Source organism: Paenibacillus sp. LjRoot153 (genome assembly GCF_964253085.1).
Lineage (GTDB): Bacteria > Bacillota > Bacilli > Paenibacillales > NBRC-103111 > Paenibacillus_E.
In genome coordinates, this window is sequence record NZ_CAXUQH020000001.1 from 4,060,623 (window position 1) to 4,082,944 (window position 22,322).

22 protein-coding genes and 3 pseudogenes are annotated in these 22,322 nt (G+C 40.9%); 4 read left to right on the forward strand and 21 right to left on the reverse strand.

All coding sequences use genetic code 11. From position 1 onward, the window contains the following. Positions 1-186 precede the first annotated feature (186 nt). The 6 genes from ACSQ8P_RS17375 to ACSQ8P_RS17400 form a co-directional block, all read right to left on the reverse strand. Positions 187-345, reverse strand: a complete 159-nt coding sequence (locus tag ACSQ8P_RS17375) for a hypothetical protein (protein WP_436236301.1) — start codon at positions 343-345, stop codon at positions 187-189. A gap of 778 nt (positions 346-1,123) precedes the next feature. Continuing rightward, complete coding sequence (locus ACSQ8P_RS17380; RefSeq protein ID WP_436236302.1) at positions 1,124-1,378, reverse strand: hypothetical protein; 255 nt, start codon at positions 1,376-1,378, stop codon at positions 1,124-1,126. Between the two features lie 498 nt (positions 1,379-1,876). Continuing rightward, a complete protein-coding gene (locus tag ACSQ8P_RS17385; protein ID WP_436236303.1) occupies positions 1,877-2,524 on the reverse strand; it encodes an SDR family oxidoreductase in 648 nt (215 codons plus the stop codon). Positions 2,525-2,798: 274 nt separating this feature from the next. Further along, entirely contained in the window at positions 2,799-3,497 is a 699-nt protein-coding gene (locus ACSQ8P_RS17390; protein ID WP_436236304.1) for a DUF3885 domain-containing protein, read from the reverse strand. Between the two features lie 405 nt (positions 3,498-3,902). After that, positions 3,903-4,298: a hypothetical protein gene (locus tag ACSQ8P_RS17395; protein ID WP_436236305.1), complete on the reverse strand. Its 396-nt coding sequence runs from the start codon at positions 4,296-4,298 to the stop codon at positions 3,903-3,905. 299 nt (positions 4,299-4,597) lie between these two features. Continuing rightward, entirely contained in the window at positions 4,598-5,692 is a 1,095-nt protein-coding gene (locus ACSQ8P_RS17400; RefSeq protein ID WP_436239543.1) for an L-dopachrome tautomerase-related protein, read from the reverse strand. 645 nt (positions 5,693-6,337) lie between these two features. On the opposite strand from ACSQ8P_RS17400, the pseudogene ACSQ8P_RS17405 reads away from it, so the two are divergent. After that, a pseudogene (locus ACSQ8P_RS17405) lies at positions 6,338-6,453 on the forward strand (MBL fold metallo-hydrolase); the annotation flags it as partial. Between the two features lie 80 nt (positions 6,454-6,533). After that, on the forward strand, positions 6,534-7,052 hold the full coding sequence (locus ACSQ8P_RS17410; protein WP_436236306.1) for a DUF3231 family protein: 519 nt from the start codon (positions 6,534-6,536) through the stop codon (positions 7,050-7,052). Positions 7,053-7,384: 332 nt separating this feature from the next. Here the strand turns inward: ACSQ8P_RS17410 and ACSQ8P_RS17415 are convergent, their stop codons facing one another. Beyond that, positions 7,385-7,846: an NUDIX hydrolase gene (locus tag ACSQ8P_RS17415; RefSeq protein WP_436236307.1), complete on the reverse strand. Its 462-nt coding sequence runs from the start codon at positions 7,844-7,846 to the stop codon at positions 7,385-7,387. Between the two features lie 231 nt (positions 7,847-8,077). Between ACSQ8P_RS17415 and ACSQ8P_RS17420 the strand changes: the two genes are divergently transcribed. Further along, positions 8,078-8,368 (forward strand): hypothetical protein, encoded by a 291-nt coding sequence (locus tag ACSQ8P_RS17420; RefSeq protein WP_436236308.1) that lies wholly within the window; start codon positions 8,078-8,080, stop codon positions 8,366-8,368. On the opposite strand, the gene ACSQ8P_RS17425 is transcribed toward ACSQ8P_RS17420, so the two are convergent. The 8 genes from ACSQ8P_RS17425 to ACSQ8P_RS17460 all read right to left on the reverse strand — a co-directional run bounded on the left by ACSQ8P_RS17425 (position 8,345) and on the right by ACSQ8P_RS17460 (position 15,878). Then, on the reverse strand, positions 8,345-8,815 hold the full coding sequence (locus tag ACSQ8P_RS17425) for an NUDIX hydrolase (RefSeq protein WP_436236309.1): 471 nt from the start codon (positions 8,813-8,815) through the stop codon (positions 8,345-8,347). The genes ACSQ8P_RS17420 and ACSQ8P_RS17425 overlap by 24 nt on opposite strands. Positions 8,816-9,070: 255 nt before the next feature. After that, a complete protein-coding gene (locus tag ACSQ8P_RS17430; protein WP_436236310.1) occupies positions 9,071-9,388 on the reverse strand; it encodes a YdcF family protein in 318 nt (105 codons plus the stop codon). Between the two features lie 77 nt (positions 9,389-9,465). Next, complete coding sequence (locus ACSQ8P_RS17435) at positions 9,466-10,014, reverse strand: hypothetical protein (protein WP_436236311.1); 549 nt, start codon at positions 10,012-10,014, stop codon at positions 9,466-9,468. A 154-nt stretch (positions 10,015-10,168) separates the two neighbouring features. Further along, positions 10,169-10,627 carry a hypothetical protein gene (locus ACSQ8P_RS17440; protein ID WP_436236312.1) on the reverse strand — a complete coding sequence of 153 codons (459 nt, stop codon included), beginning with the start codon at positions 10,625-10,627 and terminating at the stop codon, positions 10,169-10,171. Between the two features lie 571 nt (positions 10,628-11,198). Beyond that, a complete protein-coding gene (locus ACSQ8P_RS17445) occupies positions 11,199-11,357 on the reverse strand; it encodes a hypothetical protein (RefSeq protein ID WP_436236313.1) in 159 nt (52 codons plus the stop codon). A gap of 926 nt (positions 11,358-12,283) precedes the next feature. Beyond that, a complete protein-coding gene (locus ACSQ8P_RS17450) occupies positions 12,284-13,984 on the reverse strand; it encodes a hypothetical protein (RefSeq protein WP_436236314.1) in 1,701 nt (566 codons plus the stop codon). 71 nt (positions 13,985-14,055) lie between these two features. Continuing rightward, positions 14,056-14,934 (reverse strand): carbohydrate ABC transporter permease, encoded by an 879-nt coding sequence (locus ACSQ8P_RS17455; protein WP_436236315.1) that lies wholly within the window; start codon positions 14,932-14,934, stop codon positions 14,056-14,058. 14 nt (positions 14,935-14,948) lie between these two features. Then, positions 14,949-15,878: an ABC transporter permease gene (locus ACSQ8P_RS17460; RefSeq protein ID WP_436236316.1), complete on the reverse strand. Its 930-nt coding sequence runs from the start codon at positions 15,876-15,878 to the stop codon at positions 14,949-14,951. A gap of 194 nt (positions 15,879-16,072) precedes the next feature. Here ACSQ8P_RS17460 and ACSQ8P_RS17465 point away from each other — a divergent pair, with 194 nt between their 5' ends. Then, entirely contained in the window at positions 16,073-16,726 is a 654-nt protein-coding gene (locus ACSQ8P_RS17465) for an SGNH/GDSL hydrolase family protein (protein ID WP_436236317.1), read from the forward strand. A 47-nt stretch (positions 16,727-16,773) separates the two neighbouring features. On the opposite strand, the gene ACSQ8P_RS17470 is transcribed toward ACSQ8P_RS17465, so the two are convergent. From ACSQ8P_RS17470 to ACSQ8P_RS17495, 6 genes and pseudogenes are all read right to left on the reverse strand, one after another. Beyond that, complete coding sequence (locus tag ACSQ8P_RS17470) at positions 16,774-18,333, reverse strand: response regulator (RefSeq protein ID WP_436236318.1); 1,560 nt, start codon at positions 18,331-18,333, stop codon at positions 16,774-16,776. Next, positions 18,334-20,124, reverse strand: coding sequence for a cache domain-containing sensor histidine kinase (locus tag ACSQ8P_RS17475; RefSeq protein ID WP_436236319.1), 1,791 nt, complete (start codon positions 20,122-20,124; stop codon positions 18,334-18,336). A 182-nt stretch (positions 20,125-20,306) separates the two neighbouring features. Then, the gene (locus ACSQ8P_RS17480) at positions 20,307-21,212 is read right to left on the reverse strand and encodes an IS3 family transposase (RefSeq protein WP_436236320.1); all 906 of its coding nucleotides are present in this window, start codon (positions 21,210-21,212) and stop codon (positions 20,307-20,309) included. Then, entirely contained in the window at positions 21,152-21,481 is a 330-nt protein-coding gene (locus tag ACSQ8P_RS17485) for a transposase (RefSeq protein WP_436236321.1), read from the reverse strand. Before ACSQ8P_RS17485 ends, ACSQ8P_RS17480 begins: the two co-directional genes overlap by 61 nt. Before the next feature lie 147 nt (positions 21,482-21,628). Continuing rightward, a pseudogene (locus tag ACSQ8P_RS17490) lies at positions 21,629-21,823 on the reverse strand (transposase); the annotation flags it as partial. 77 nt (positions 21,824-21,900) lie between these two features. Then, positions 21,901-22,308, reverse strand: a pseudogene (locus tag ACSQ8P_RS17495) (GNAT family N-acetyltransferase). Positions 22,309-22,322 lie beyond the last annotated feature (14 nt).

Genomic DNA, 22,322 nt, shown 5'->3' on the forward strand with positions numbered 1-22,322 from the left:
CTTTTTAATGCATTCAAATGAATAGACGTACTTCACATCTTATCAATGTTGGCTTTACACAATCCTGTCCGTTAAAGAAAAAAGGAGCAGTTTCCGACCCTCGGCAATCTGCTCACTTTATAACTAACGTTCTTCGTTTGTGAAGTAATGATTTTTTCTACTAATTAGGTGAATAGTTTACCTTAATTATTGATCTTTATTTTTGTTATTTCTAAACATAGCGATTGCTAATCCGACTACAATTCCAAATGCAATTCCAAGACCTACATTACCGAATACTGCTCCAAATGCGACACCTAAAGCAATTCCAACGCCTATGAAAGCACCATTTCCGACATCTTTCATTTTCAAATAATCACTCCGCTTCTTAATTTCATTCCAAATGCTTTACTGCTGCTGTGACAGTTTCGCCTCATACAACGACTTTCCAAAAGATGTAGGTATAGCTCTATACGTTGCCAACTACTTAATGTTTCGCTACGATATTCTGCCCGTTAACGTAATGAAGCTGCCGTTCCTTCGCGCGGCAGCTTCATTTAATTGTTTATTGAGCTCTCGTTCGCCTTTAGCGTAATGGACTATATGGAGGGCAAAGCGGGAAAACGGCGCTGAGAGAGGTGGAGGAAACAAACACGATGGTATCGGAGCAGCAAAAAACCACCTCAAAAAGTGGCTAATAGCTAGGGTTCAATCTGTAACGAGCCTCTTAAAAGATTAAATATTATCCAAAATACAAATAAACCAAGAAGTATAAGAATTAATAATATGGGTCTAGAACGTAGATTTGTTATTAGCTCCTTTAATAAATGAAAGTCGAATATAAAAAAGCCAATTAGAAAAATAATAAAAATCATCAAAAATCCTATAATTGCAAAGATTGCACTCCCAACTACGTGCGACATGTAAAATAATCTCCCTTACCGATTGATTTTAAATTCCAAACGCCATGAAAAAATTCTTTGTTTTCTGCATATAGATACATGATAAGTTGTTCCCATATCCAATTTGAAATAACCTAAAACAACAAAAACCACCATTTCTGGTGGTTCTGCGTTAGCTTAATCATCTGTGGTAAGAATTGAATTTTCTTCAAAACTGAAGCATGTCCGTTTTTCCATTCATTTCATTGCCCACTTAGACTAACCCCAATAAACGTACACAGTAGTCCAATACTAAGTATCAGCGGATGAAAAGTCCAACCACCTTCTTCTTTATTTCTAAAGCCCGATCCGATACCGGAAGCGCCCAGAATAAGCAAACCACCAGCCAATATCTTTCCAGCTAAGTGCGCATTGAAACTGGTAACAACGATAATTACCAAAATGAATATAACGCTTAGTAGAAATGCTCTCCCTCTGTTAAGTCTGCTCATATCCACAGCATGGTTGTCCTCCTCCTATTACCTAAACGTATGTCGTTATTACTTATAGAAAAAGCAGTCGGTCTCATTGACTGACTGCCAAAAGCAGGATCTCATCGCCCTGCTTAACTTTATTTAGGAATGGAATCGACTTATAAAACCCGAAAGACGACCCAATTGATTGTAGCAACACTGTCTATGAGCTGACCAAGCGGCACTCAAAACCTGCGGTTTCCCCACTAGTAAAGATAATGAAAGCTCCCTCGCTATACAAATCCCCGCCTGTGTTGCTCTTGAGCCGGAAGGAGACAAGATTGCTCCAGTAGAACCATTCAGCGATTTCCAAGCGTCATCTCACCCCCCATATTCATTGGCTGTTAGAATCGGAGGTCTCCTGTCCTGCATGCTGAATGACCTCCGTAATGACCCTTGTATTTTAAATTGTTTGTTTAAGCTAGTTGGATTTATAGGATCCTCCATCCTATCCTCATCCCATGGTGATATTGACTACTTTCATTATTCTACTGGTTTTAGTAATCCGTAAAAATAAGAAGCTGTCGCTCCACCGTCAATTAGGAAATCAGATCCGGTAATGAAAGCGCCATGTGGCATCATCAGCAACTCAGCCACGTTTGCAACCTCATCTGCTGTTCCTGGACGTCCAGCAGGACACTTGGAAAACATATTCTTATAGAAATCTCCTCTAGGACCATTGAACTCGTCTATAGCCAATGGTGTTACGATAATTCCTGGAGAAATGGAGTTGATGCGAGCATTTTTTTCACCCCAACGTATAGCTTCAAACATTACACGCTTCACATTGCACCGTTTCGCCATTTGATAGGCGTGCAACGAATCCTTAATATTTTCAAATTCAGTTAATCGATTTAATAAATCAAGGACTTCTCTTCTGTTAAATTTTAATCTTTCATATTCACCAGTTGATTGTTGACCTTCATCATCTTCACTCCAAGTATACCGCCCTGTTAAAATTATATCTTCAGGAGCTTCATCAAAGATACAGTACCAAGCTTTCATAATCTTTATAAACTTTACCGCACCATTCTTATCAATTATCGAGCGTCCGTAGTAATTAAATCCTAACATACGTTCGTTTTGCTTATCCGGATTTAAGGTTTCAATCCAATTCAATGAATCTTGCATATAACCAAACATGTCGTCATGTATTTGAACAACTTTTTCCGAATTGCATGCAATGTAATGATAAATACCGGCTATGGAAAATTCCTTGAATTTACGTTTTGAGATAAGAACAAAGTCATGAGCTAAAGCTATAAAAAATCCTCCTTTTTTAGTTAGTTTTCACCCTATTTTACCACGCTAACCTGCCCGTTAGCACAAAAGGCTGCACGCGGCAGCCTTTTTACGCTTGTTCAACTATAGTTCCTCTTTAGTTCAGCAAGCAGTTCGCTGTTTTTCATCTCATTCCAAATATTCGATCAATCTTTTCCCTGTCATAATCTAAAATCCAATCATTAAAATCGCTATACAATTTCATTAAATCCTCCGTTCGGACTGCAACTATGTCCAGTCCGCGGTCATCATACATATGAAACACAATATTCTTCTTAGGGTGTATGAAGTAAATTCGATCCGAAATGTAATTCCCCTTACTCGGGAAATCAGCATAGCCAATGGCTTCCAATGTGCCCTTGTAATCTACTTTTTTTACACGACATAACAAGCTATAACTTTTGAAATATCCCGATAACTGGTTAGTATCTTCATCGTAGTCTGGTACTTCTTCGTAACAAATAACCTGTTTTGCGATCTCCGTATCAACATATTTTACAAATACATTAACCCCGTCGGGATTAATTAACACATAAGGTGGCTTTGTTTCAAATGTCCGTCTAACAATATACATTTCGTCACTTTCTGAAAATAATGACTCAAACAAAGTCACAGAACGTTTTTTAACTGTTTCAAAATACGCGGGGTCTTCTATTCCCCTATATGGGATACCCAACTCAAACCGAATTCCTATATCGGAGTTATAAAATAGTGGAGGATCTAATGACATTCCATGTAAATTTGATCGCATATAATCCTGAAAATCTGTGCTCATTTCATCACCTTTATCATTAATTGTTTCATTATCGTTTTTCGTTAGCACAAAATTTTTTTAAGAGAAACCTTTTTCGTAGCCCTAAAACCGAAGATATCAAAAACACTAGTCCAATAATTAAAAACAATGCCCATGATTGGTATGAGATCATTCGAATCAATTCCCAAGTGCTTGAAGGGCCTAAATTCGGTCCATCACTATATGGATAGGCATTAAAAAGCGGAATAGAAGCAATAAACAGAAATAACGCTCCAATTATTAGTAAGAATGTAAACGCGATATTTCTCAACAATGGAATCACCTCTTTTTCCATTTTATCACAACCGCTCATTGAGCATAACTGCCCGTTAGCGGGGTGAAGGGCTACCATGACGGCAGCCCTTCAGATGTTTAACTATAGTTGACCGTTAGCCTAATTTACTTGGCTGGGATGCGGACACTATACTCTAATCATCAACCTATTACAGCCAGTAAATCATCCTTGTTGTCTTTTTTTAAAAGAGTCACATTGCTTTGTGTAACCTTAAATACCCAAAAGCTACTCACTCTTATATCATTTACCTTATAGTTCCAATCTTTGATAAGGGTAACTTCGTATGTTTCTTTATCAATCAGTTTAACACTAGTTATTAACTTTAAATTGGTTGTATTTCCATACATCCCACCTATCGTGACCTTAATAATTCTGGTTCCATTTCGTTTTGGAAAATCAACATATAAATGAGGGTCATTTAACTCATGTTTCTTGGCTAACGTATATTTTACGGCATCCGATTCACTAAACGAGTTACTGCAAGCTACTGATACAAATAAGCTAATAACAGTAATAATATACAAGGCAATTTTCATTTAGTTCATCCCTTCCCATACATTTTGCTTTTCTATATGTATGGACAGGATACTATATTTAACACATTTGCATGGAATATTCATTTTCTTCAAAGATGCATTATTTAACTATCCTGCCCGTTAGTTGAGAAAAGGCAACCGATCATTAGGTCGGCTGCCTTCTCTTGTTGTTATTGAACTAACGTTTTCCGATAGCTGAACAGGCTGCGGAGCGGCAGCCTCCAAATTCTTTATAACCCTAAAGTTATAAAATACATTTTCTATGCAAATAGAGTCAATTTTGTATAGTGAAATATTTATTAAAAGGTAGGAGCAGGTGGTTCGTCTATTTTCATACGGAGTAAACTATAAGGCTTCTGCCGCAGGTCATTTCCATAATGAAATCTTGCCTGTCGATGTAATTGGTTCACGATGAAATATAAGTATTGATCTGGACCAATCGAAAAAGTATCCGGCCATAAAATTCTCGGATCATGTGCGATCGTTTCCATGATGCCATTCGGCAATATCTTTCGAATACTGTTGTTTTCGTAATCTCCAGCATAAAGGGTGCCTTTTGCACCGGTGATCATTCCATCTGAAGCACCTTTTTCTCCCCAATACTTCACGTGATCCTGTAAATTCATATCCGGTATCGTTCGGTCTCTTAGGACTTCCGTTGAAATCGAGTACAGTTGTCGACTGGAGAGAGGACAAAAATACAAAATCTTGCCGTCCGGGGAAATTGCTATACCATCAGAGGCCAATCTAAAGGGTGAAGTAGATCCATCTTTGTTTCGATTCATCAGGATTTCACCTTCGACTTTCGGTAAAAGAAAGAGATCGGGCGAAGTTGAATTTGCCCCGTTTAACCGTCTCCAGCCATAACCCGTTTCTAAATCAACGACAATAATGGCACCCGGTCCTCGGGAAGACGAATCCGTTATATAAGCATAACCTGCTTTACCAACACGAAAATCAAATCGGACATCATTCAGATAAGTGGTTGGCAGGACAACATCCTCTGTAAATGTAAATACACTTCTTATCGTATTTGTATTTAAATCTACAGCGACTAACTTCGCCCCCCCTTTGATGGGTTCTGAGAAATTAGGAGCCCCCGTATCCAGTACCCAAAGCGTTCCCTTTCCATCAGCAACGATACTTTGGACACTAATGAAGGACGTTGTGATATTCGATTGGCTTACCAAATTAGCGTCTAAACTAGGATAGGGCTGTAATGTACCGCGAACAATTTCAGCCACCGTAAATTTAACATCGTCTCCCCATTTTGGCATGCAAATAAAAATGCGCCCAGTTTCAGAAACAGTAACGCCTGTAGGCATGGCCCCGTAAAATAAAAAAACCGCTTCAAACTTACCAAAATACTTTTCACTCGGTAACATCATTTGTATAAAATCCTCCTCAACCTGGTTCGAACTGCTATCACCTATATATGACTGAATGTGGTTCAAGTGCCTGGATAATAAAATATTTTTAAGGGAACCCTGCAAGTTCGTGTCTATGACGGACAACAAGTAAACAGTGTTGTGTTTTTACCTAAGTATCACCACCCACGAGAGTATGAATAAAAAGAAGTACACTATACATAGGAGCCTCCTTCCATGTACAAGCTAAATCCATGGACATGGAACGAAATTTATTGCTGCTAGTCTGGTTTGTGTCTATAACCACCATCTATTTTCTTGTTCCTAGAGCAAAAGCTCATGAATTTGTGTTGTGCTTTCTTGTGTGTCAGGCTGTTGTTATGAGGTCACCAGATATTTCTGGTCGACCTCTTTTTTTGAGGCTTGGCAGATAATTTTATACCGATGAAGGTGTTGGTGATGAGGTTAGCCATGATCTATTCTGCTATACCAATCAGATCGTAAATATATGTTTGGTTGGAACTGCTGAAGGTTGGGGTGTTAGTTGATATGGTTATACTGCAATCTGCCACCGCATTTTTAATATGTCAAAGATCATTTTGGCGCAGAATCGATACCAAAGGCCATCGTTCTAACGCATGGGCACTTTAATCACGTTGGCGCTGTAGTGGATGGCGATGGATCCATACACCAGGTCATACGCCTGGACACCTCTTGCTATTTCGAGATAGGACAGGGCTCTTATTGCAAGTGATGCATTTTTAACGGTTGAGGGTAAATCGAAGGCGAAGGACACATGAATTTTAAAGGAACAAATGGATATGATAATCAAGTGTCATTAAATTAGGAAAAAAGGAGATACACTCATATGGGAATTTTAAGCGGTAATCCAAAAGATGAACCTCTACACTACGGGGAAATCTTTAGTGTATGGACAGCATCCACAGTTGCTAAAGGAGCTGTATCCTGTTATCAAGCATATTTAAATCATTCAGGAGACAAAGATCTTAAAAAGATACTCGACGGTCTCATTGATCAAGCAAATCTTGAAATAAAAGAATTAGATAAAATACTTATTGATAACGGAATTGCCACAGTTCCAACAATGCCTGAAAGACCAGCAGTTAAACTCGAGGATATCCCAGTCGGTGCAAGATTCGCTGATCCCGAGATTGCAGCCAAAATTGCAGCTGACGTTTCATTGGGATTAGTTGCCTGCAGTCAAGCTATGGGTCAATCAATTAGAGTGGATATAGGTGCTTTATTTGCAAAATACCACATAACTAAAACAGCAATAGGCCTTAAAATACTGGAGATGAGCAAAGAAAAAGGTTGGCTTGTTCCTCCTCCGCTACAAATAAAAAGACCTGAGACCGTTAATGCTTAGTTTGATCTAAATTTATTGAGATAGTAATATAATTTGTGAAATAAGACTCAAAAGTGAAACAGCTTCCTCGAAAGATGAGGAAGCTGTTTCACTTTTGAGTCTTATTTTTTTAGAGCTACATTTATACATAGTCTTTAATTCGTCATTCCAATCAAAGTAAGCCATTTTTCGATCAAAACGGAAAAGCCACTAAACAAAATCCGACTTAGGTGTATCCACAGGATTAAAATGATCTAGAGTAGGACATATTCACTTAGGGTTGAATAACCGGTCAAGCCTCTCCACCACTTCCTCAGCCGTCATTAATGTTATTATTGAGCTCTCGTTACCCGTTAGTGAAGTGATAAGAACTGATCGTAAACCGCTTCAACGATATCTAGAAGTTCTGTACGTAACCCTTTTCCTTCAAATCTTAAAATCATCTGGCGTGCGGTTTCGAAATTCATGATAACACGCCCAGTTGTCTCAAAGCCTTTTGGTATTTCTAAATACTCCTTAACTCTTGCTAAAACGAAAACAGTATATGTATCCGTACTTTCCCAATACCACGATGCAATAGGCAATCTATATGGTTTTAAAATAAGACCAGCTTCTTCGACTGTCTCACGATCAAGAGCAGCATCTAAATCCTCGTTATTTTCTATTCTACCACCAACCGTAGTAAGGTTTTCTTCGTTTTTATCCCAAACCATAATAAGTGATCCGTCATCTGTAATGAGAATGCTGTGAATGCTCGCTATTCTTTTATCTGTTGGAAATACCCAAACAATGGTTTCAGCATGTACACCCTCCATGAAAATACGACTTGTTATACCATGAATAATTCCAGAACGCCACCATATAATCCTGCCCGTAGCGGGGAATAGGCAGCCGCTTGGTGTCGACTGCCTTCCTGGTGTTTTTATTAAGCTATAGTTATCCGTTAGCGTAATGAATCATGTTTAATAATCAGATATGTATATCATTGGATATGTGGAGAGATTATAGAGAGATTATACACTTAATTACTAATTAGGAGTCATGATATGAAGGAAATGTTTTTTGCGTGGATCTTCGGTCTGGTTATGATGGCTGGCTGCGGCTTCTTTGTTTACAGGCCATTAAAGGACGCAATGAAACATGCGAAAAATTATAGAACCGAAAAAAAAGAGCGAAGGTTGCTCTGGTGGTATTTGGAATGGCCTATTGTGATACTGGATGTGATTGGAAAGCCTGGACGTCCTAATATGATATTATTCTTAATTGGAACACTTATATTTGTAGTATTTACAATCAAAATTGTTGGACGATTATTAGGTTATCATTTGCTTGAATAATGGCAATACATCGCCTTTCAGAAGTGGGTTCACTTCATATTTTCTACAAACAAATATCATTTTCACTTGTTCAATCATATGCCCAATTTTTCCTTCACCTGCAAATAGGGTCATATCGAAAAAATCTTGATTCAAATCAGACCAATATAATTCATTTTCATCCCCTGAGACCTTGACATCACGCTTCAATTTGCCGACAAAAACTTCAACATAGCAATGATGCAAATAGTATTTAAAATCCATTACATGATGCAAAGTAACATCATCTTTTGAAATGCTGGTTTCTTCATAAAGTTCTCTGTAAGCAGCTTCAATCCCCGTTTCTCCACTCTCGATTTTGCCGCCAACCAGATTACTTAAACCTTTATAAGGGTTCTTTAATCGTTTGCACATTAACAGCCGATCCATATCTTTACTGTATATCAGAAGAACGTTATACCCTTGCATGAGTCGATCCCCTTATTTATATAAAATCGAGTATACATTTATTTGATAATCTAACTAAATTATCCTGAACATCCCTAAGAAAGCTACCGTTTCATTGCTGTCGATAGCCTCTCCTGATGTTTTTTGAGCTATCGTTACTCGATAGGTCAACGCACTACCCAATTCGGTATATGATGCGCAAAATATTGTCCAACCTTGGTTAGTTCTTTCATAACGGAAGTAATTTTCTTCTCATCAAGAAACCAATTATCTTTGTTAATTTTCATGAAGTACATGCTTGGAAAATCTTGAGTTTTCAAAGGTGTTGGTTGCTTTATCTTCTCGGAGGATAGCATTTTCGGGTACGCCAAGTGCAATTCCAATATCACGAAGAAATTCCCATTCCGTAGTTTTTACATTCGGTGTCGAACCACCTGAAGGCAATATATAGGGTGCTAAGCCCTGATGGAACAGTTCAGCTGCTTTTTCCATCAGCTGTGGATGGCTTCCTCCAGGAATCATGATGACATCAGCGGGATCAATATTTGTTTCAAAAAACATAAATTCCGTAATGCAATCAAATGGATATGACATTCAAGTTCCTCCCACTTTGTTCAATGCCATTATATTACCACATATTGGAACTAAACTGCCTGTTAGCGGGGTGAGTTCTAATCATTCCAAAAACTAACATCACCAGTTTCATACAATATTTCACCTTTTTTATTCGTTGCCCGAATAGTAATAGGCATCTTCAAACCGTTTTCTACCAACGAGTACCAAATCGAATATTCGCCATTATTTATAATATGAGCTGTCTTATCTCCCTCACTAATTATAAGAATCTGAGTTATTTCTGGATCTTTAACTACTCCATAAAGCATATGAATGTTAAATTCTTGATTTTCTGAACCCTGCCAGCTTAGGTCTTGATCTGTAAACATTAAACTTTTATTTATATATTGACTTAATTTATATCCACGAAGCTTTTTCTGTAGTAACACAACACCTAACTCTGACCTATTGGTTTTATAAAATGCTATTGTCCGATCTCTATCTGTATGTAAATGTATTAATTCACTATAGCCCGAATCAGATTCTGAAATTACTTTTCCAATTTGATCATACAGAGGTTTATTTTGTTGAATTAACCAAAACAAAAAAATGAAAGAAATAATAAAGATAACGACGAACGGAATATAAATTTTATTGATCTTCATTTTTCCTCCCCTAACAAAAAAATGGTACTTAATTATATTCGCAGAACGACATCATATCACCTTATTCTGTAAAGGTTTATTCAACTAAACTGCCCGTTAGTTGGGAAAGGGCTGCAACGCGGCAGCCCCTTTGATATTAAACTATAGTTATTCGTTAGCGTAACAAAACATCTTCCTTGAGTAGTCTAAAAATTGGTATGCTCTTTTCACCTTCATTGTCACATTGATTAAGTGTATACACATAATGATCTTTTGTCTCATCCATGCTAATCCTCTTGCATCTGTAAACCTGTTTTCCATGCTCAGAACTCATTCCATCCCTGGTGTTATCAATGGTCCAGGTGACCTCCCTGCCATTTGATTGCACATCATGAATCCAGAAACCACCGTCGATAATCGGTGGAATGAGCACGAGATAGTCGCCTTTTCCATTTTTATGACGCTGAACCATCTCATATAAACGCTCTACATCCACCTTATTGAAATGGTGTAGGATAATATCGTTTCTTTCAAGTGCATTTTTGTTGTCAGGCGTTAAATTAATAACTATGATCATTACCAACACCCCGATGATTCCAATAAGCACTCCAATCGTTATCTTTGTTCGTATCATGCATATACCCCGTTTCTACAAATATTAGACATATAAACATTCTATATCGTTGCGTTATTTTTACAAATAATTCCACAAAAGTATTCCGATTACACCACTCTCTACTGCCCGTTAGTTGAACAAACTCAACCGAATATGGCCGTTTATCCTTTGTATTAGTTTGATCCTGTTTTCGCATCGCTTTGTATCAATATTAACTTGTAATGAAAGATGAATTTTGGGATATGAAGATGTATTGTATAACGTTAAACAGACCATTTATCTGTATCGTTTTACAACTACGGGGAAGGTAACAACTTAGTGTCAAATCGCGGATTCAAATGGATATATGATCTTGTCCTCTTACACATAATGATCTAAACGCTAGATAAAGTCCACTGATGTCTGCTTTTTTATGTCAAACAAAGCACCGCTGACATTCATTTTACAGATGTCTGTGTTTCATTTTCCATTCTTCAAAACTAGAACCCATACCTCTTCATGTTGTTATTGAACTCTCGTTCCCCCATTAGTTAAACAGACTTAGCCATCCCGTTGAATAATCAGTTGATTTCTATATCAAAAGTTCTAACTATTTATAGCGTCCTATCTTCGTTTTTACATTCTCAAGCAGAGGCGCAGTTAAAGCTCTTGCTTTCTTTGCTCCTTCAAACAGGATACTGTCAATTATTTCTGGTGATGCCATTAACTCATTGTATCTATTTCGCGGTTCTTCTAAATAATCATTCATGACCCGGAACAGTTCTTGCTTTGCTTCTCCCCAACTAATACCTTTTTGATATTGATCCCTTAATACTTGAATTTGGCTGGGGTTAGCAAATTCTTAGTACAATAAAAACACATTAGATGTATCTGGATCTTTGGGCTCGTTAGGAGGTATAGAATCTGTTTTAATTTTGTTTATTAGCTTTTTTAGGTCATCAACTGTTTCAAAAAGAGGTATTGTATTACTGTAGCACTCTATCTGGATCTAGCCCTAATGCCAACGATGTTGATGCAATACCATAAGACAGATCATTGAACTCGTCTCTGTTCTGAATAAATGTTAATGCATGATAGTCAGCAATAAAGTAAAGTGCGATGCAATCACTATCTTTTGCGATTTGAAGTGCAGGTTTTATTGCAGTTATGTAGTTCCCTAAATGGACTTCCCTAAATGGACTTTACCAGTGGGCTTAATACCTGTTAGAACAATTTCAGTTGTCATGTTACCCCTCCTCAGAATATAACAAAAAGGGATATTCTCATCCTTGAAAGGACGAGAATACCCCGTGATACCACCTTAATTAGCCCAAATATAAATTCGGACTCACTCTAACACATCGAAACATGCAATATGTTTGAATGCGCGTCTCTTGTAACGACGAGACTTTCGCCAAAGCCTACTCAATGAATATTCGGTTTGGATGCTCAGAAGCCCACTTCAACATAATCCCTACACTGATTCACACCAACCAAACTTGACTCCACCAAGCTGCAACCATGCAAAACTGCCCGTTACGAAGTACGTTTTCCAATACTGACGTTTGACGAACCTAGCCACAAGAAGATCTCTCATGTCTCAGAAAACTTATACTTTCTTGTACTTACAAGCAAAACCCCCCGTTCGATTTCCGGTGAATGGAATCGAGCGGGGGGGCATTGCGTTTTCACATATTATTTTATGCCTTTTTTGCTCAGATCCAGAAGGTGTCGTTGATACATGACCTTTTCGGCTTTCTCGGCCCCCACTTTATCCATTTGAGCGATAAATTCGGCATAAATACTGTCAAATTCGCTATCCGATTTGGCAAGAATCAGCTTTGGTATCGTCTTGTTCCAGAGATCCTTAACCTTGATATTGATGATACCTTCCGATGTTGATCCTTCAGGTTCAAGATTTTCCATACCAAGCGAATAGTTGTCAAAGTTGTATTTCTCGAGCAGCTTTCCTGCAGCGAATTCATCCGGTTTGGATTCCTTGAAGTCGCGTGTGGAGGCATCGTCCCAAAGCTTTCCAGCTCTCCAGAGGAGTGTGGAAGCCGTAAAGCCGTATTTGGCATACCAGGCATTGTTATCTTTGAGCATCAAATCTTGGATTTCCGGCTTGTATTTCGGCAAGCCATCAACCAAATCGTACGTTTCTCCTTGTTTGCCGTAACGTAAATCCATTTGTCCCTCGTCCGACCACGAATACTCGGCGAAACGCAGAATGCGGCCTGGGTCTTTCGCTTTCTTGGTAATGAAGAAGCCTTGCCAGCCCATCAGACGGGATGCCGGATATCTCGGCGTGTGACCGTTCACCTTCAATCCGTCCAGAACCGTATACGTTTTGTCCTTGCCGATCGTGCTCTCGATCTTAGGATTATACTGTGTATAAAGAGCATCCATAAATTGTGATGCTACCGCATATTGCGCCCCATACAATTTTTCTTGATATTGCTCCTGCTTGTAAATAAGCAATTGAGGATCGAATAAACCATTTTTATTCAACGTGTTCATAAACCGAAAAGCATCAATAAAACCTTTATTGCGCATCGGATATTCTACGATTTGCTTGTCCTCTTTAACACGTTCTTCCAGATGATGCGGTGAGAAGGAGTAGATCAGGTAATCCATCGATAAACTACCCTTAAAGCCATTTTTCTGCACGTCGAAAAACTCAACACCGACCGGATTCACGTCCGGAAATTTCGCCTTTGCCTGTTTCAGGGCATTCAGTAAATCATCCGTCGATTCGATCTTCGGACTTCCAATCGCCACATAAATATCTTTACGGATAAACCAGGGACGAATCGGGGTTATTGGCGTGCCGCTCGTCAGTCTGTCTTTCGTCTCATAGAAGTTGGGCAGGTACCACAATTTTCCGTTTATCGTGTGATATTTAACCATGTCCGGATCAAGCATCTTGCGAAACTCAGGTGCGTATTTATCAATCAACTCATCCATCGAATACACGAGGCCGTTGTTGATCAGTTTGGTTACATTCGGATTACTCCAATCCAGCATGATCGTATCGGGGAGATCACCGGATGCGATCATCGTGTTCAAGTAATCGTCGTCGCTGCCTGTGGCCAGCTTTCTATCGATTTTAACTCCTGTCTTGTCCGTGATCAGCTTCATGCCATATTGGTCTTTCCATATGTAGTTGGACGCCCAGTTACCGTAGAAGTATTGGCTGAATGTGAAGGGGGACGTGTCTTTTTTCCACGATAAGGCATTGGGATCGTTTGTCGCACTGGCACTCTGCGTGGCATTCGCACTAGGCGAAACGTCTGGCTTTTTATCCCCCGCCGTGTCTTTGGGGGTACTGCATCCTGACAGAACCGAGACGGCGATTGCAATACATGTCAAAGCTTTAAAGCGTTGTCCTTTCATGAAAAAACCTCCCTTAAAATCTGTTTATGCTTGCAAGTATGCTAATACGGGAATTCCCGTTTAAAACCTAATTAACCTTTCACAGATCCGATCATGATTCCCTGAACAAAATATTTCTGCACAAATGGGTAGCTGAATACGATCGGCAGTGTCGTAATGACCATGGTGGCTAGCTTGAGCGATTGAGCCGTCACATTCCCGAACCCCAAATTGCTTGCGATGATGCTCACGTTGCTATTCGAGCTAATGATCTGCATCAAAATTTGCTGCAGGGTGACCAGCTTCTCACCTCCGAAAAGCATCGCGTCGTACCAGGAATTCCAATGCATGACAGCGTTATAGAGCGCTATAGTTGCGAGTACTGGTTTGGAAACTGGAATAATGAGCCGGAAAAATATGGTCAACTCGTTCGCTCCGTCCATTTTCGCCGATTCTTCAATCTCGATCGGTATCCCTCGGAAAAAGGTCAGCATGATGATGGCGTTAAACACGTTGAATAAGTTCGGAATGATGTACACGAGAAAATCATTTTTCAAATGAAGATATTTAGCAATCAGAAGATAATACGGAATAATGCCGCCACTGAAATACATCGTTACGATTGCCAGAATAAGAAAGAATCTTCTCCCCAGCAGTTCCTTCTTCGATACCCCGTATGCGAAAGCCCCTGTAAACAACACGGCTGCGGCCGTACCAATAAATGTTCTGGCAATCGTGACTACAAATGCGCGCGTCATATTAGGGTCCCGAAACACCATCAGGTAGTTCTCCATAGAAAACTCGCGGGGCCAAAACGTGATCCCCCCCCGTGCGGCATCTGTCGGGTCGTTAAACGAGGTAATCAAGATGTTATAAAACGGATACAGCGTGATGATGGAAAGCGCAAGCATTAACAGGACGTTCAACCAATCGAATCCTTTTTCCGCAAGGCTTCTGGAATGTGTGATCATGTATAGGTAACCTCCTAAAACAAGCTTTCTTTCGTAAATTTTCTAGATAAATAGTTAGTCACATACATGAGACCGAAAGCCACTACGGATTGGAACAAACCGACGGCCGTGCCGTACGAGAACCGCCCCATTACGATCCCCATTTTATAAGCATACACCGATAGTACATTGGCAGCGTCCTGCGTCATCGAATTTTGCATCAGGAACATTTGGTCAAAATTAGAGTTAATGAGTCCCCCGACCGATAAAATGAGTAGAATCACGATCGTTGGCTTCAGAGCAGGGAGCGTAATATGCCAGATTCGGCGGAATCGGCCTGCGCCGTCAACATAAGCGGCTTCATAAAGCTGTGGATCGATGCCGGCAATAGCTGCTAAATAGATAATCGAGTTCCAGCCGATATTTTTCCATATTTCCGTTATGACCACCAAAGACAAGAACGAATGGGGATCTCCCATAAGCATGGTGTCTTTATTTACGATACCGAGTATTTGCAGCAATTGGGAGACAACACCCGTTTGAGGATCGAGTAGCGTATACATAAACCCCACCACGAGCACCCAAGAGACGAAATACGGTAGATACGTAAAGGATTGCACAATTCTTGTAAAACGAGGATGCTTCAGTTCTTTAAGTAGGATAGCCAGCACGATTGGGGCTGGAAACCCGAAAATCAATTTGGCGACACTGATTTGAATGGTGTTCTTCAGTGACTCCTGAAATGTCGGATCCGTAAACAGCTCATTAAAATTCGCGAGCCCGGTCCATGGACTGTGAAGAAAGCCGTTGAAGGGGGTATATTCCTGAAAGGCAATAATAATCCCGTACATCGGAACATAATTAAAAATTATGATCCATAATACAACCGGCAAGGTAAGAATCATCAAATATCGCTGATGCCAAAACTTTTTGGTCAACCTGCGGCCCATAGGCAAACTGTTCATCGTCATACGTCCTTTCTTTTGTCAATTTCTTGGTGTCCGCCCTATTACGCTCATTATAAAAGTTTATCAGCCATCTTGAATATGCAAAAAAACGATTTCAGTATCAAAATTCAACGAACTTGATCCATGTGTATGGACAGTCAACTGCATACTTGATAACTTGGGGGTACTAAACCTTATAAGGAGGCAAAACCATGTTTCCTAAGCTTTCGACCATCGTATTCCAAGGTGACTCCATTACGGACGGCGGGCGCAGCCGTGACAACGATTTGAACCATGTGATGGGCCATGGTTATGCCTATTTAGTCGCCAGCCGAATCCAGGCAGATTACCCAGAACAGCAGATTTCTTTTATCAACCGTGGAGTTAGCGGTAACCGCATAGTGGACCTGTACGCGCGATGGCGGGAAGATACCCTGGGTGAGATGCCAGATATCGTGAGTATCCTCGTAGGCGTCAATGATGTCCACCGTGAATGGATGAACCGCTCCGGTGTTTCTTCAGAGAAATTCGCGCGCGTGTATGAAATGCTCTTGGAAGAAACGAAGGAAGCTAATCCGAATGTTACCTTGGTGCTATGCGAACCTTTTATACTGCCGGTTGGAGACGTAAAGGCCAACTGGGAGCAGTGGCATGTCGAGATCACTAAGCGGCAGCGCACTGTACAAGAAATGGCCGATAAATACCGATGCATTCACGTGCCGCTTCAACATCTCTTTTCTTCGGCCTGCAACTCAGCTCCCGAACCTTACTGGCTATGGGACGGGTTTCACCCGACACCCGCCGGACATGAGATGATCGCTAGACAATGGATCCAGTGTGTTTCGCAACAAATGAGTAACAAGTAAAAAGAAAGAACCCTAGATCGGCTATATGCCTCGGCTAGGGTTCTGTTTCATTTTCTCAGCATGAATTCCTGGTACTCTCCGGGTGTCATGCCGTAAGCTTGTTTGAACAAGGTACCAAAATATGACGTATTCGGAATTCCGACCTGTTCAGCTACCCATGATACCTTGTTCCGTGTCGTTCGGAGCAGCTCTTCCGCTTTCTTCATCCGGTACTCCAACAAATATTCATGAAGGCTCTTGCCTATCGCTTTTTTCAATATGACGCTAAGATGGTTCGGGGACAGGAATACCTCGCTCGCTGCCATGGTCAAGCTGAAGCTGCTCGAGCCATAACTCCGTTCGATCAATCGGATGACCTTATTGACGATATAATCGTCCTTGCGGTTGCGCTTTTCGTCCAGTCTGGCCCACAAGCCGATGATAAAGTGCCGCACATAATTTTGCATGTCCTGCAATCGGTTCAGCATTAACAAATCTTGCCCTAGATGCATTTCCCCAGAGAAAGTCCCCTCCGTTCCGTTCTCCTCCATAAGTGAAATTTCCCCGATCAAGATATTGAGATGAGCAGCGATATAATCTTTGCCCGCTCCCGGATGAAGAGAAATTTCATGAAATAACTCTTCAAGCAGTTCGTCCAACTTCGCTGCATCGTTAGCCGCAACCTGAATGCGGAGCTGTCGGGAGAGCTCCTGCCATTTCTTGAAAAACTCATGACTGTGAAGAGAAAAATCCTGCTTCACTTGCTCCACTTCCGTATAGGTGACGAAACCTCTTCGATCCCGGAACATGCCAAAGCGAACGGTGTTTACAGCTTGCTTATACGACTCATGAATCTGATCAATCTCTGGAACTGCTTCTCCGACACCGATGCACGACAGTTCGCCTGCCGCCTGTACGAGTCGTTCCGCCAGTTCCGCAGGAAACGGATGCTCCGCCTGAATAGGAACAATGACGACCGATGCTTGATCGATTTCATCACACCCCACTACCACGCATAATCCATTTAGCGCTTGACGGATCCGACTTTCAACATCCCCTGACGGCGTTACAACAATCATAACGGAGTAAGCTAATCCATGGATGCTAAGACCGTGCTCATCCATCAGGGATGACGGTGTGGCGTCTCGTCGCCGCCCCTTCAACAAATCAGATATCTTCTTCTCAGCGGCAACCCTCTCACGGGATAACAACTCCTGCTGCAAAGCTTCTTCTTCCTGCTTTTTACGCCTTTTCAGCTCGCAATCTCGAACAACCTTGTCCATCACTTTACGCATCTCTTCTTCTTCAACAGGCTTCAGAACATAGTTATCTGCACCGAACTGAATGGCTTCCCTCGCATAACTGAAGTCATCGTATCCCGTTAAAACGATGATTCGAACGTCCGGAAGCCATTCCCTTACTTTTTGGGCCATCTGAAGGCCATTCATTCCGGGCATTTGGATATCCGTTACGATAATATCTGGCAGGAGAGAGAGTGACTTCTCAAGCCCGTCGATTCCGTCGACTGCGGTTCCGACAATCTCGATTCCTATACCGCCCCAATCCAAGAAATCGAGCAGTCCCTCCCGCTCCCATCTCTCATCCTCTACTATGAGCATCTTAAACATCTATCTCTGCACTCCTTTCGCAAAGGTGATGGTGATGACAGTCCCGATACCGGGCCTCCCGAATAGTTCAAAGCTGTGTTGATCGCCATAATAAGCATCCAACCGTTCCATAATATTTTTTATGGCATAGCCGCTCCCGCTCGAATTATCAACTTGACCCTGCAGGATCGCATCGATTTTGTCCTTCTGTATGCCAACGCCGTCGTCGATCACCTGATAAAACAGCCGGTCATCTCTAGAGCCAGCTTTTATGATGATCGTACCGTGAGCCCGTTTCGGTTCAATCCCGTGTATCAGTGCGTTCTCAACGAGCGGCTGCAAGATGTTTTTGGCGGTATGATACTTGTAAATCTCCTCATCCACTTCGAACACGATATCAAATAAATCTTCAAACCGGAATTTCTGAATTTGCACGTAGGTGCGAACCATCTCGATCTCGTCCCGGACCATGATGATTGATCTGCCTTTGTTCAAGACCAAACGATAAAACTTTGCAAGTGTATTGGAAAGGTGCGTGATCTCCGGAGAGTTAGATTTGCGGGCGACCCAAGAAATCGTCGCTAATGTATTATACAAAAAGTGCGGTTTGATTTGGGATTCCAGCGCTCTCAGCTCAGCTTCCTTCTCCATGATTTTGGTTTTGTATACCGTCTCCACCAGTTCATGAATGCGTCTGGTCATATGGTTAAAACTTAGCGCCATCTGAGAAAATTCATCGTTCGATACGACCGGTACCGAAATATCAAGTGAACCATTTCGTACCTGTTTCATCGCTTTGACCAGCACTTTCATTCGTGCCAATAACGCGTTTGTGATGAAATAAACGAGCACACTCAGCACTAAAAGCGCAACAAGAAGCACGAGCATCATTGTGCGTAACGAATCTTTTACTTTCCCGTTAAAATTACTGACCGGAAACAGCCCCACGACATGGAAATCGAGTCCCTCCAATGGAATTGAAATGAGAATGGAAGAATTTCCACCCATCTCGACAATCTCGTTAAACTTCAGATCGCCTGGTAATTGGGGAATACCCAAATCAACTAAGTGTTTCTTGTAAAGGTCAGGAATGTTCTGGGATACAATGGTTCCAGTATGATCGGCAACAAAAATACGACCCAGATTCCTCGCACTCGAGTTGTTTAGACTATCAAAAAGAACTTCTTGCTTCACCTCGATTTCCAACAAACCGACTAGATCTAAGTATTTGGCAGAAAACATTTTTCTGCAAAATGAGAAGACCTCGTTTTTTTCCACCACACCCGGCAAGGACACGATTGTTTTCTCTGGATGCAGACCCATCCAGTTAGAATTGCCTTCGCGATTCAGAATGAAATCCGCATAACCTTCCTCGTTCCGGATCCGATCCAAATGGTAAAATCCATCATACAACTCAGGAATTGTATTGTTCTCCATATAAATACGGATGGAATGTATGTAAGTATTTTGTCTCATTATATTTTCTAAGATAGGCGCAGTGTTATCCCTGTATTCTTCGAGTTGGAACGACTCGTTCGTAAATGCACTGCCCAAGAACGTTTGTATTTTCGTATCGTAAGCAATGATTTGGGAAACGTTTTCAATCATTTTGATTTTTTCGGAAATATTATCTTTCTTCTGCTGTACATTCTGTTCCATAACAACCTGCGCTTGAGCGATTGTTGATTTAGACGCTTGCACATAAAGGATAAGTCCAGTAACGGACAATGAGGCTGCAAGAATTGAAAGGTAAATGATAATAAATTTTGCCGTAACGCTTAGATGAGGACGGTAGCGAAACACGGATAACATATGAACCTCTCCTATGTGGCTCTCATTAAATCAAAATCATTTTATCATACCCTGTAATTACTTCCAATGATTAGTCGTGTAATCATTACTGGATGACTGAGTGGTTGGGAAGATATATAGATAAGAAAGGACCGTTAGGGAAATTTGGTCAAGACCCCATTTAATGGACACTGAAAAAAGCCCTAGGCAGCAAGCTGGCGTCGGTACTCAACCGGCGTCAGCTTATTTAGTTTTCTCTGTGCTCTTTCCTCGTTATAAAATCGAATAAATTCTTCAATTCGCCTTTGTGCTTGTTCAATGGTTCGGATATCATAGGGATAGAGAGCTTCCACTTTTAGATGAGAGAAGAAGCTTTCGATTGAGGCATTGTCATAACAATTTCCTCGGCGTGACATGCTGATTCGGGCGCCAACCTTTGGCAGCATGTCGTGGTAGGCATGAGACGTGTACTGGTATCCCTGATCGCTGTGAACGATCAATCCCGGGATGTTGCCAGTCACGTCTGTTTGCGTTTTAAATGCCTTTCTAAACGTCTCTAGTACAAGCGGATTATCATTACGGTTACTGATGTGATAAGCCACGATTTCTCCGTTCCATAGATCCTTTACGGCGGACAAATAAAGGCGATCATCAAATACACGATACTGCGTAACATCGGTAACCCACTTTTGATTTGGACCATCAGCATGGAAGTCTCGTTGTAGCAAGTTCTCAGCGATTCTCCCATCGGATACAGCTGCTTCATGGCTGGTTCGGTGAACATATTTACGTCGGATAATCGACTTTATTCCTAGGCTCTGCATGAGGCGTAGAACCTTCTTATGATTGACGATAAGGTTGTATTGACGATACAACTCATCTTGAATACGGCGGTATCCTAGAATCTTATTGCGCTGCTCATAGATTGCTAGGATTTTGAGCTTTAATTCTTCGTCAGGATCTGTCTTACTACGTTTTACATAGGCGTAGTAACCACTTCTGCTTATTCCCAAGTAAGAGCATAGACCCTTTACACTTTGCTCTTCCTTCAGTTCATTAACGATGTGGTATCTCTTTTGCGCACCTCCCGATTCAAGATTTGTAACCACTTTTTTAGCACATCTACCTCTAGCTGCAACTGTCGAATCAGGCGCTCCTGCTCTGTCTCTGTCCGAAACGGTACTCCACGCTTGTCCTTGAAACTTTCTTCACCGCACTCGCGGTACTTCCTCATCCACTTCTTGACCCGACCCTTGTCATGTATTTCCAAATGTTCTGTGATCTCTCTGTAGCTCCATCCCTCCACCATATGTAACCGAATGGCCTCTGTCTTGATGGATTCTGGATAATGCTTAAACGTTTGTCCTTTGATCGCCATAAAAAATGCACCCCTTATAATTCATCGGTTTACCCAGGGGGTTTTTCCAATGTTCATTATAAGGGGTGCACTTCAATTTCATCCTGACGGTCCTTTCTAGGTTGCACGTACATCGGTAATTTTGTACTCATACCCACGAATACCTTTCACTACGGTTTGCCACTGTTTTCTAAGCATTTCAAACGGCACGTAATCATACGTTTTCCACTCCCCATTTGACTTCAACCCACCCATCGTCACTAACATATGTACATGCGGATTAAAGTTCAAACGTGAGCTAAATATATGCAAACCTGCAATAATACCAGGGGTAATTTTATGTTTCTTCTCAAAGTGTATCTTGATGACTTGGAAGACATCATCGTCATAGCCGACTGCAAGCTATCGATTCCCTTTTGCTTAGTATATTACTGCTTAAGCTAAAGAGTCTTTGTAAACAGAATTTCTATCGGTTCATCCTCAAGTAATAAGCATCCCGAATCCTTATATCCTAATTTTCTATAAAAGTGTTGAGCGTCTTCATTCGCCAAAGTGGAAGTCATCACTAATTTGAACCCTTTTTTCTTCATCTCTTACTCCCAAAAGAGAACTGCCTTTTTTCCAATTCCATTATTTCGAAAAGGGCCGTCGATCCAAATCATATTCATGAACGGTGTATTATCCCAAAAATAACTGTGACGCATCCATCCAATAATGCCATGATCGTCATTCTTTATGATGAATATTTCATTCTGTCTTATCTTCGGTATAATTAAGTTTTCTAGAATGTGATGATCTCGCTCTTTTATGTATTCATACTCCGAATCAGATGCGAAAACTATATTCATAAACTACTCCCTCA

Bases quoted from the DNA above. Each gene is read 5' to 3' on its own strand.
- ACSQ8P_RS17375 (WP_436236301.1), bottom strand. From the start codon at position 345: ATGAAAGATGTCGGAAATGGTGCTTTCATAGGCGTTGGAATTGCTTTA.
- ACSQ8P_RS17385 (WP_436236303.1), bottom strand. From the start codon at position 2,524: ATGCAAGATTCATTGAATTGGATTGAAACCTTAAATCCGGATAAGCAA.
- ACSQ8P_RS17395 (WP_436236305.1), bottom strand. From the start codon at position 4,298: ATGAAAATTGCCTTGTATATTATTACTGTTATTAGCTTATTTGTATCA.
- ACSQ8P_RS17410 (WP_436236306.1), top strand. From the start codon at position 6,534: ATGGGAATTTTAAGCGGTAATCCAAAAGATGAACCTCTACACTACGGG.
- ACSQ8P_RS17415 (WP_436236307.1), bottom strand. From the start codon at position 7,846: ATGGAGGGTGTACATGCTGAAACCATTGTTTGGGTATTTCCAACAGAT.
- ACSQ8P_RS17420 (WP_436236308.1), top strand. From the start codon at position 8,078: ATGAAGGAAATGTTTTTTGCGTGGATCTTCGGTCTGGTTATGATGGCT.
- ACSQ8P_RS17425 (WP_436236309.1), bottom strand. From the start codon at position 8,815: ATGCAAGGGTATAACGTTCTTCTGATATACAGTAAAGATATGGATCGG.
- ACSQ8P_RS17430 (WP_436236310.1), bottom strand. From the start codon at position 9,388: ATGTCATATCCATTTGATTGCATTACGGAATTTATGTTTTTTGAAACA.
- ACSQ8P_RS17435 (WP_436236311.1), bottom strand. From the start codon at position 10,014: ATGAAGATCAATAAAATTTATATTCCGTTCGTCGTTATCTTTATTATT.
- ACSQ8P_RS17440 (WP_436236312.1), bottom strand. From the start codon at position 10,627: ATGATACGAACAAAGATAACGATTGGAGTGCTTATTGGAATCATCGGG.
- ACSQ8P_RS17445 (WP_436236313.1), bottom strand. From the start codon at position 11,357: ATGAATGATTATTTAGAAGAACCGCGAAATAGATACAATGAGTTAATG.
- ACSQ8P_RS17450 (WP_436236314.1), bottom strand. From the start codon at position 13,984: ATGAAAGGACAACGCTTTAAAGCTTTGACATGTATTGCAATCGCCGTC.
- ACSQ8P_RS17455 (WP_436236315.1), bottom strand. From the start codon at position 14,934: ATGATCACACATTCCAGAAGCCTTGCGGAAAAAGGATTCGATTGGTTG.
- ACSQ8P_RS17460 (WP_436236316.1), bottom strand. From the start codon at position 15,878: ATGAACAGTTTGCCTATGGGCCGCAGGTTGACCAAAAAGTTTTGGCAT.
- ACSQ8P_RS17465 (WP_436236317.1), top strand. From the start codon at position 16,073: ATGTTTCCTAAGCTTTCGACCATCGTATTCCAAGGTGACTCCATTACG.
- ACSQ8P_RS17470 (WP_436236318.1), bottom strand. From the start codon at position 18,333: ATGTTTAAGATGCTCATAGTAGAGGATGAGAGATGGGAGCGGGAGGGA.
- ACSQ8P_RS17475 (WP_436236319.1), bottom strand. From the start codon at position 20,124: ATGTTATCCGTGTTTCGCTACCGTCCTCATCTAAGCGTTACGGCAAAA.
- ACSQ8P_RS17485 (WP_436236321.1), bottom strand. From the start codon at position 21,481: ATGGCGATCAAAGGACAAACGTTTAAGCATTATCCAGAATCCATCAAG.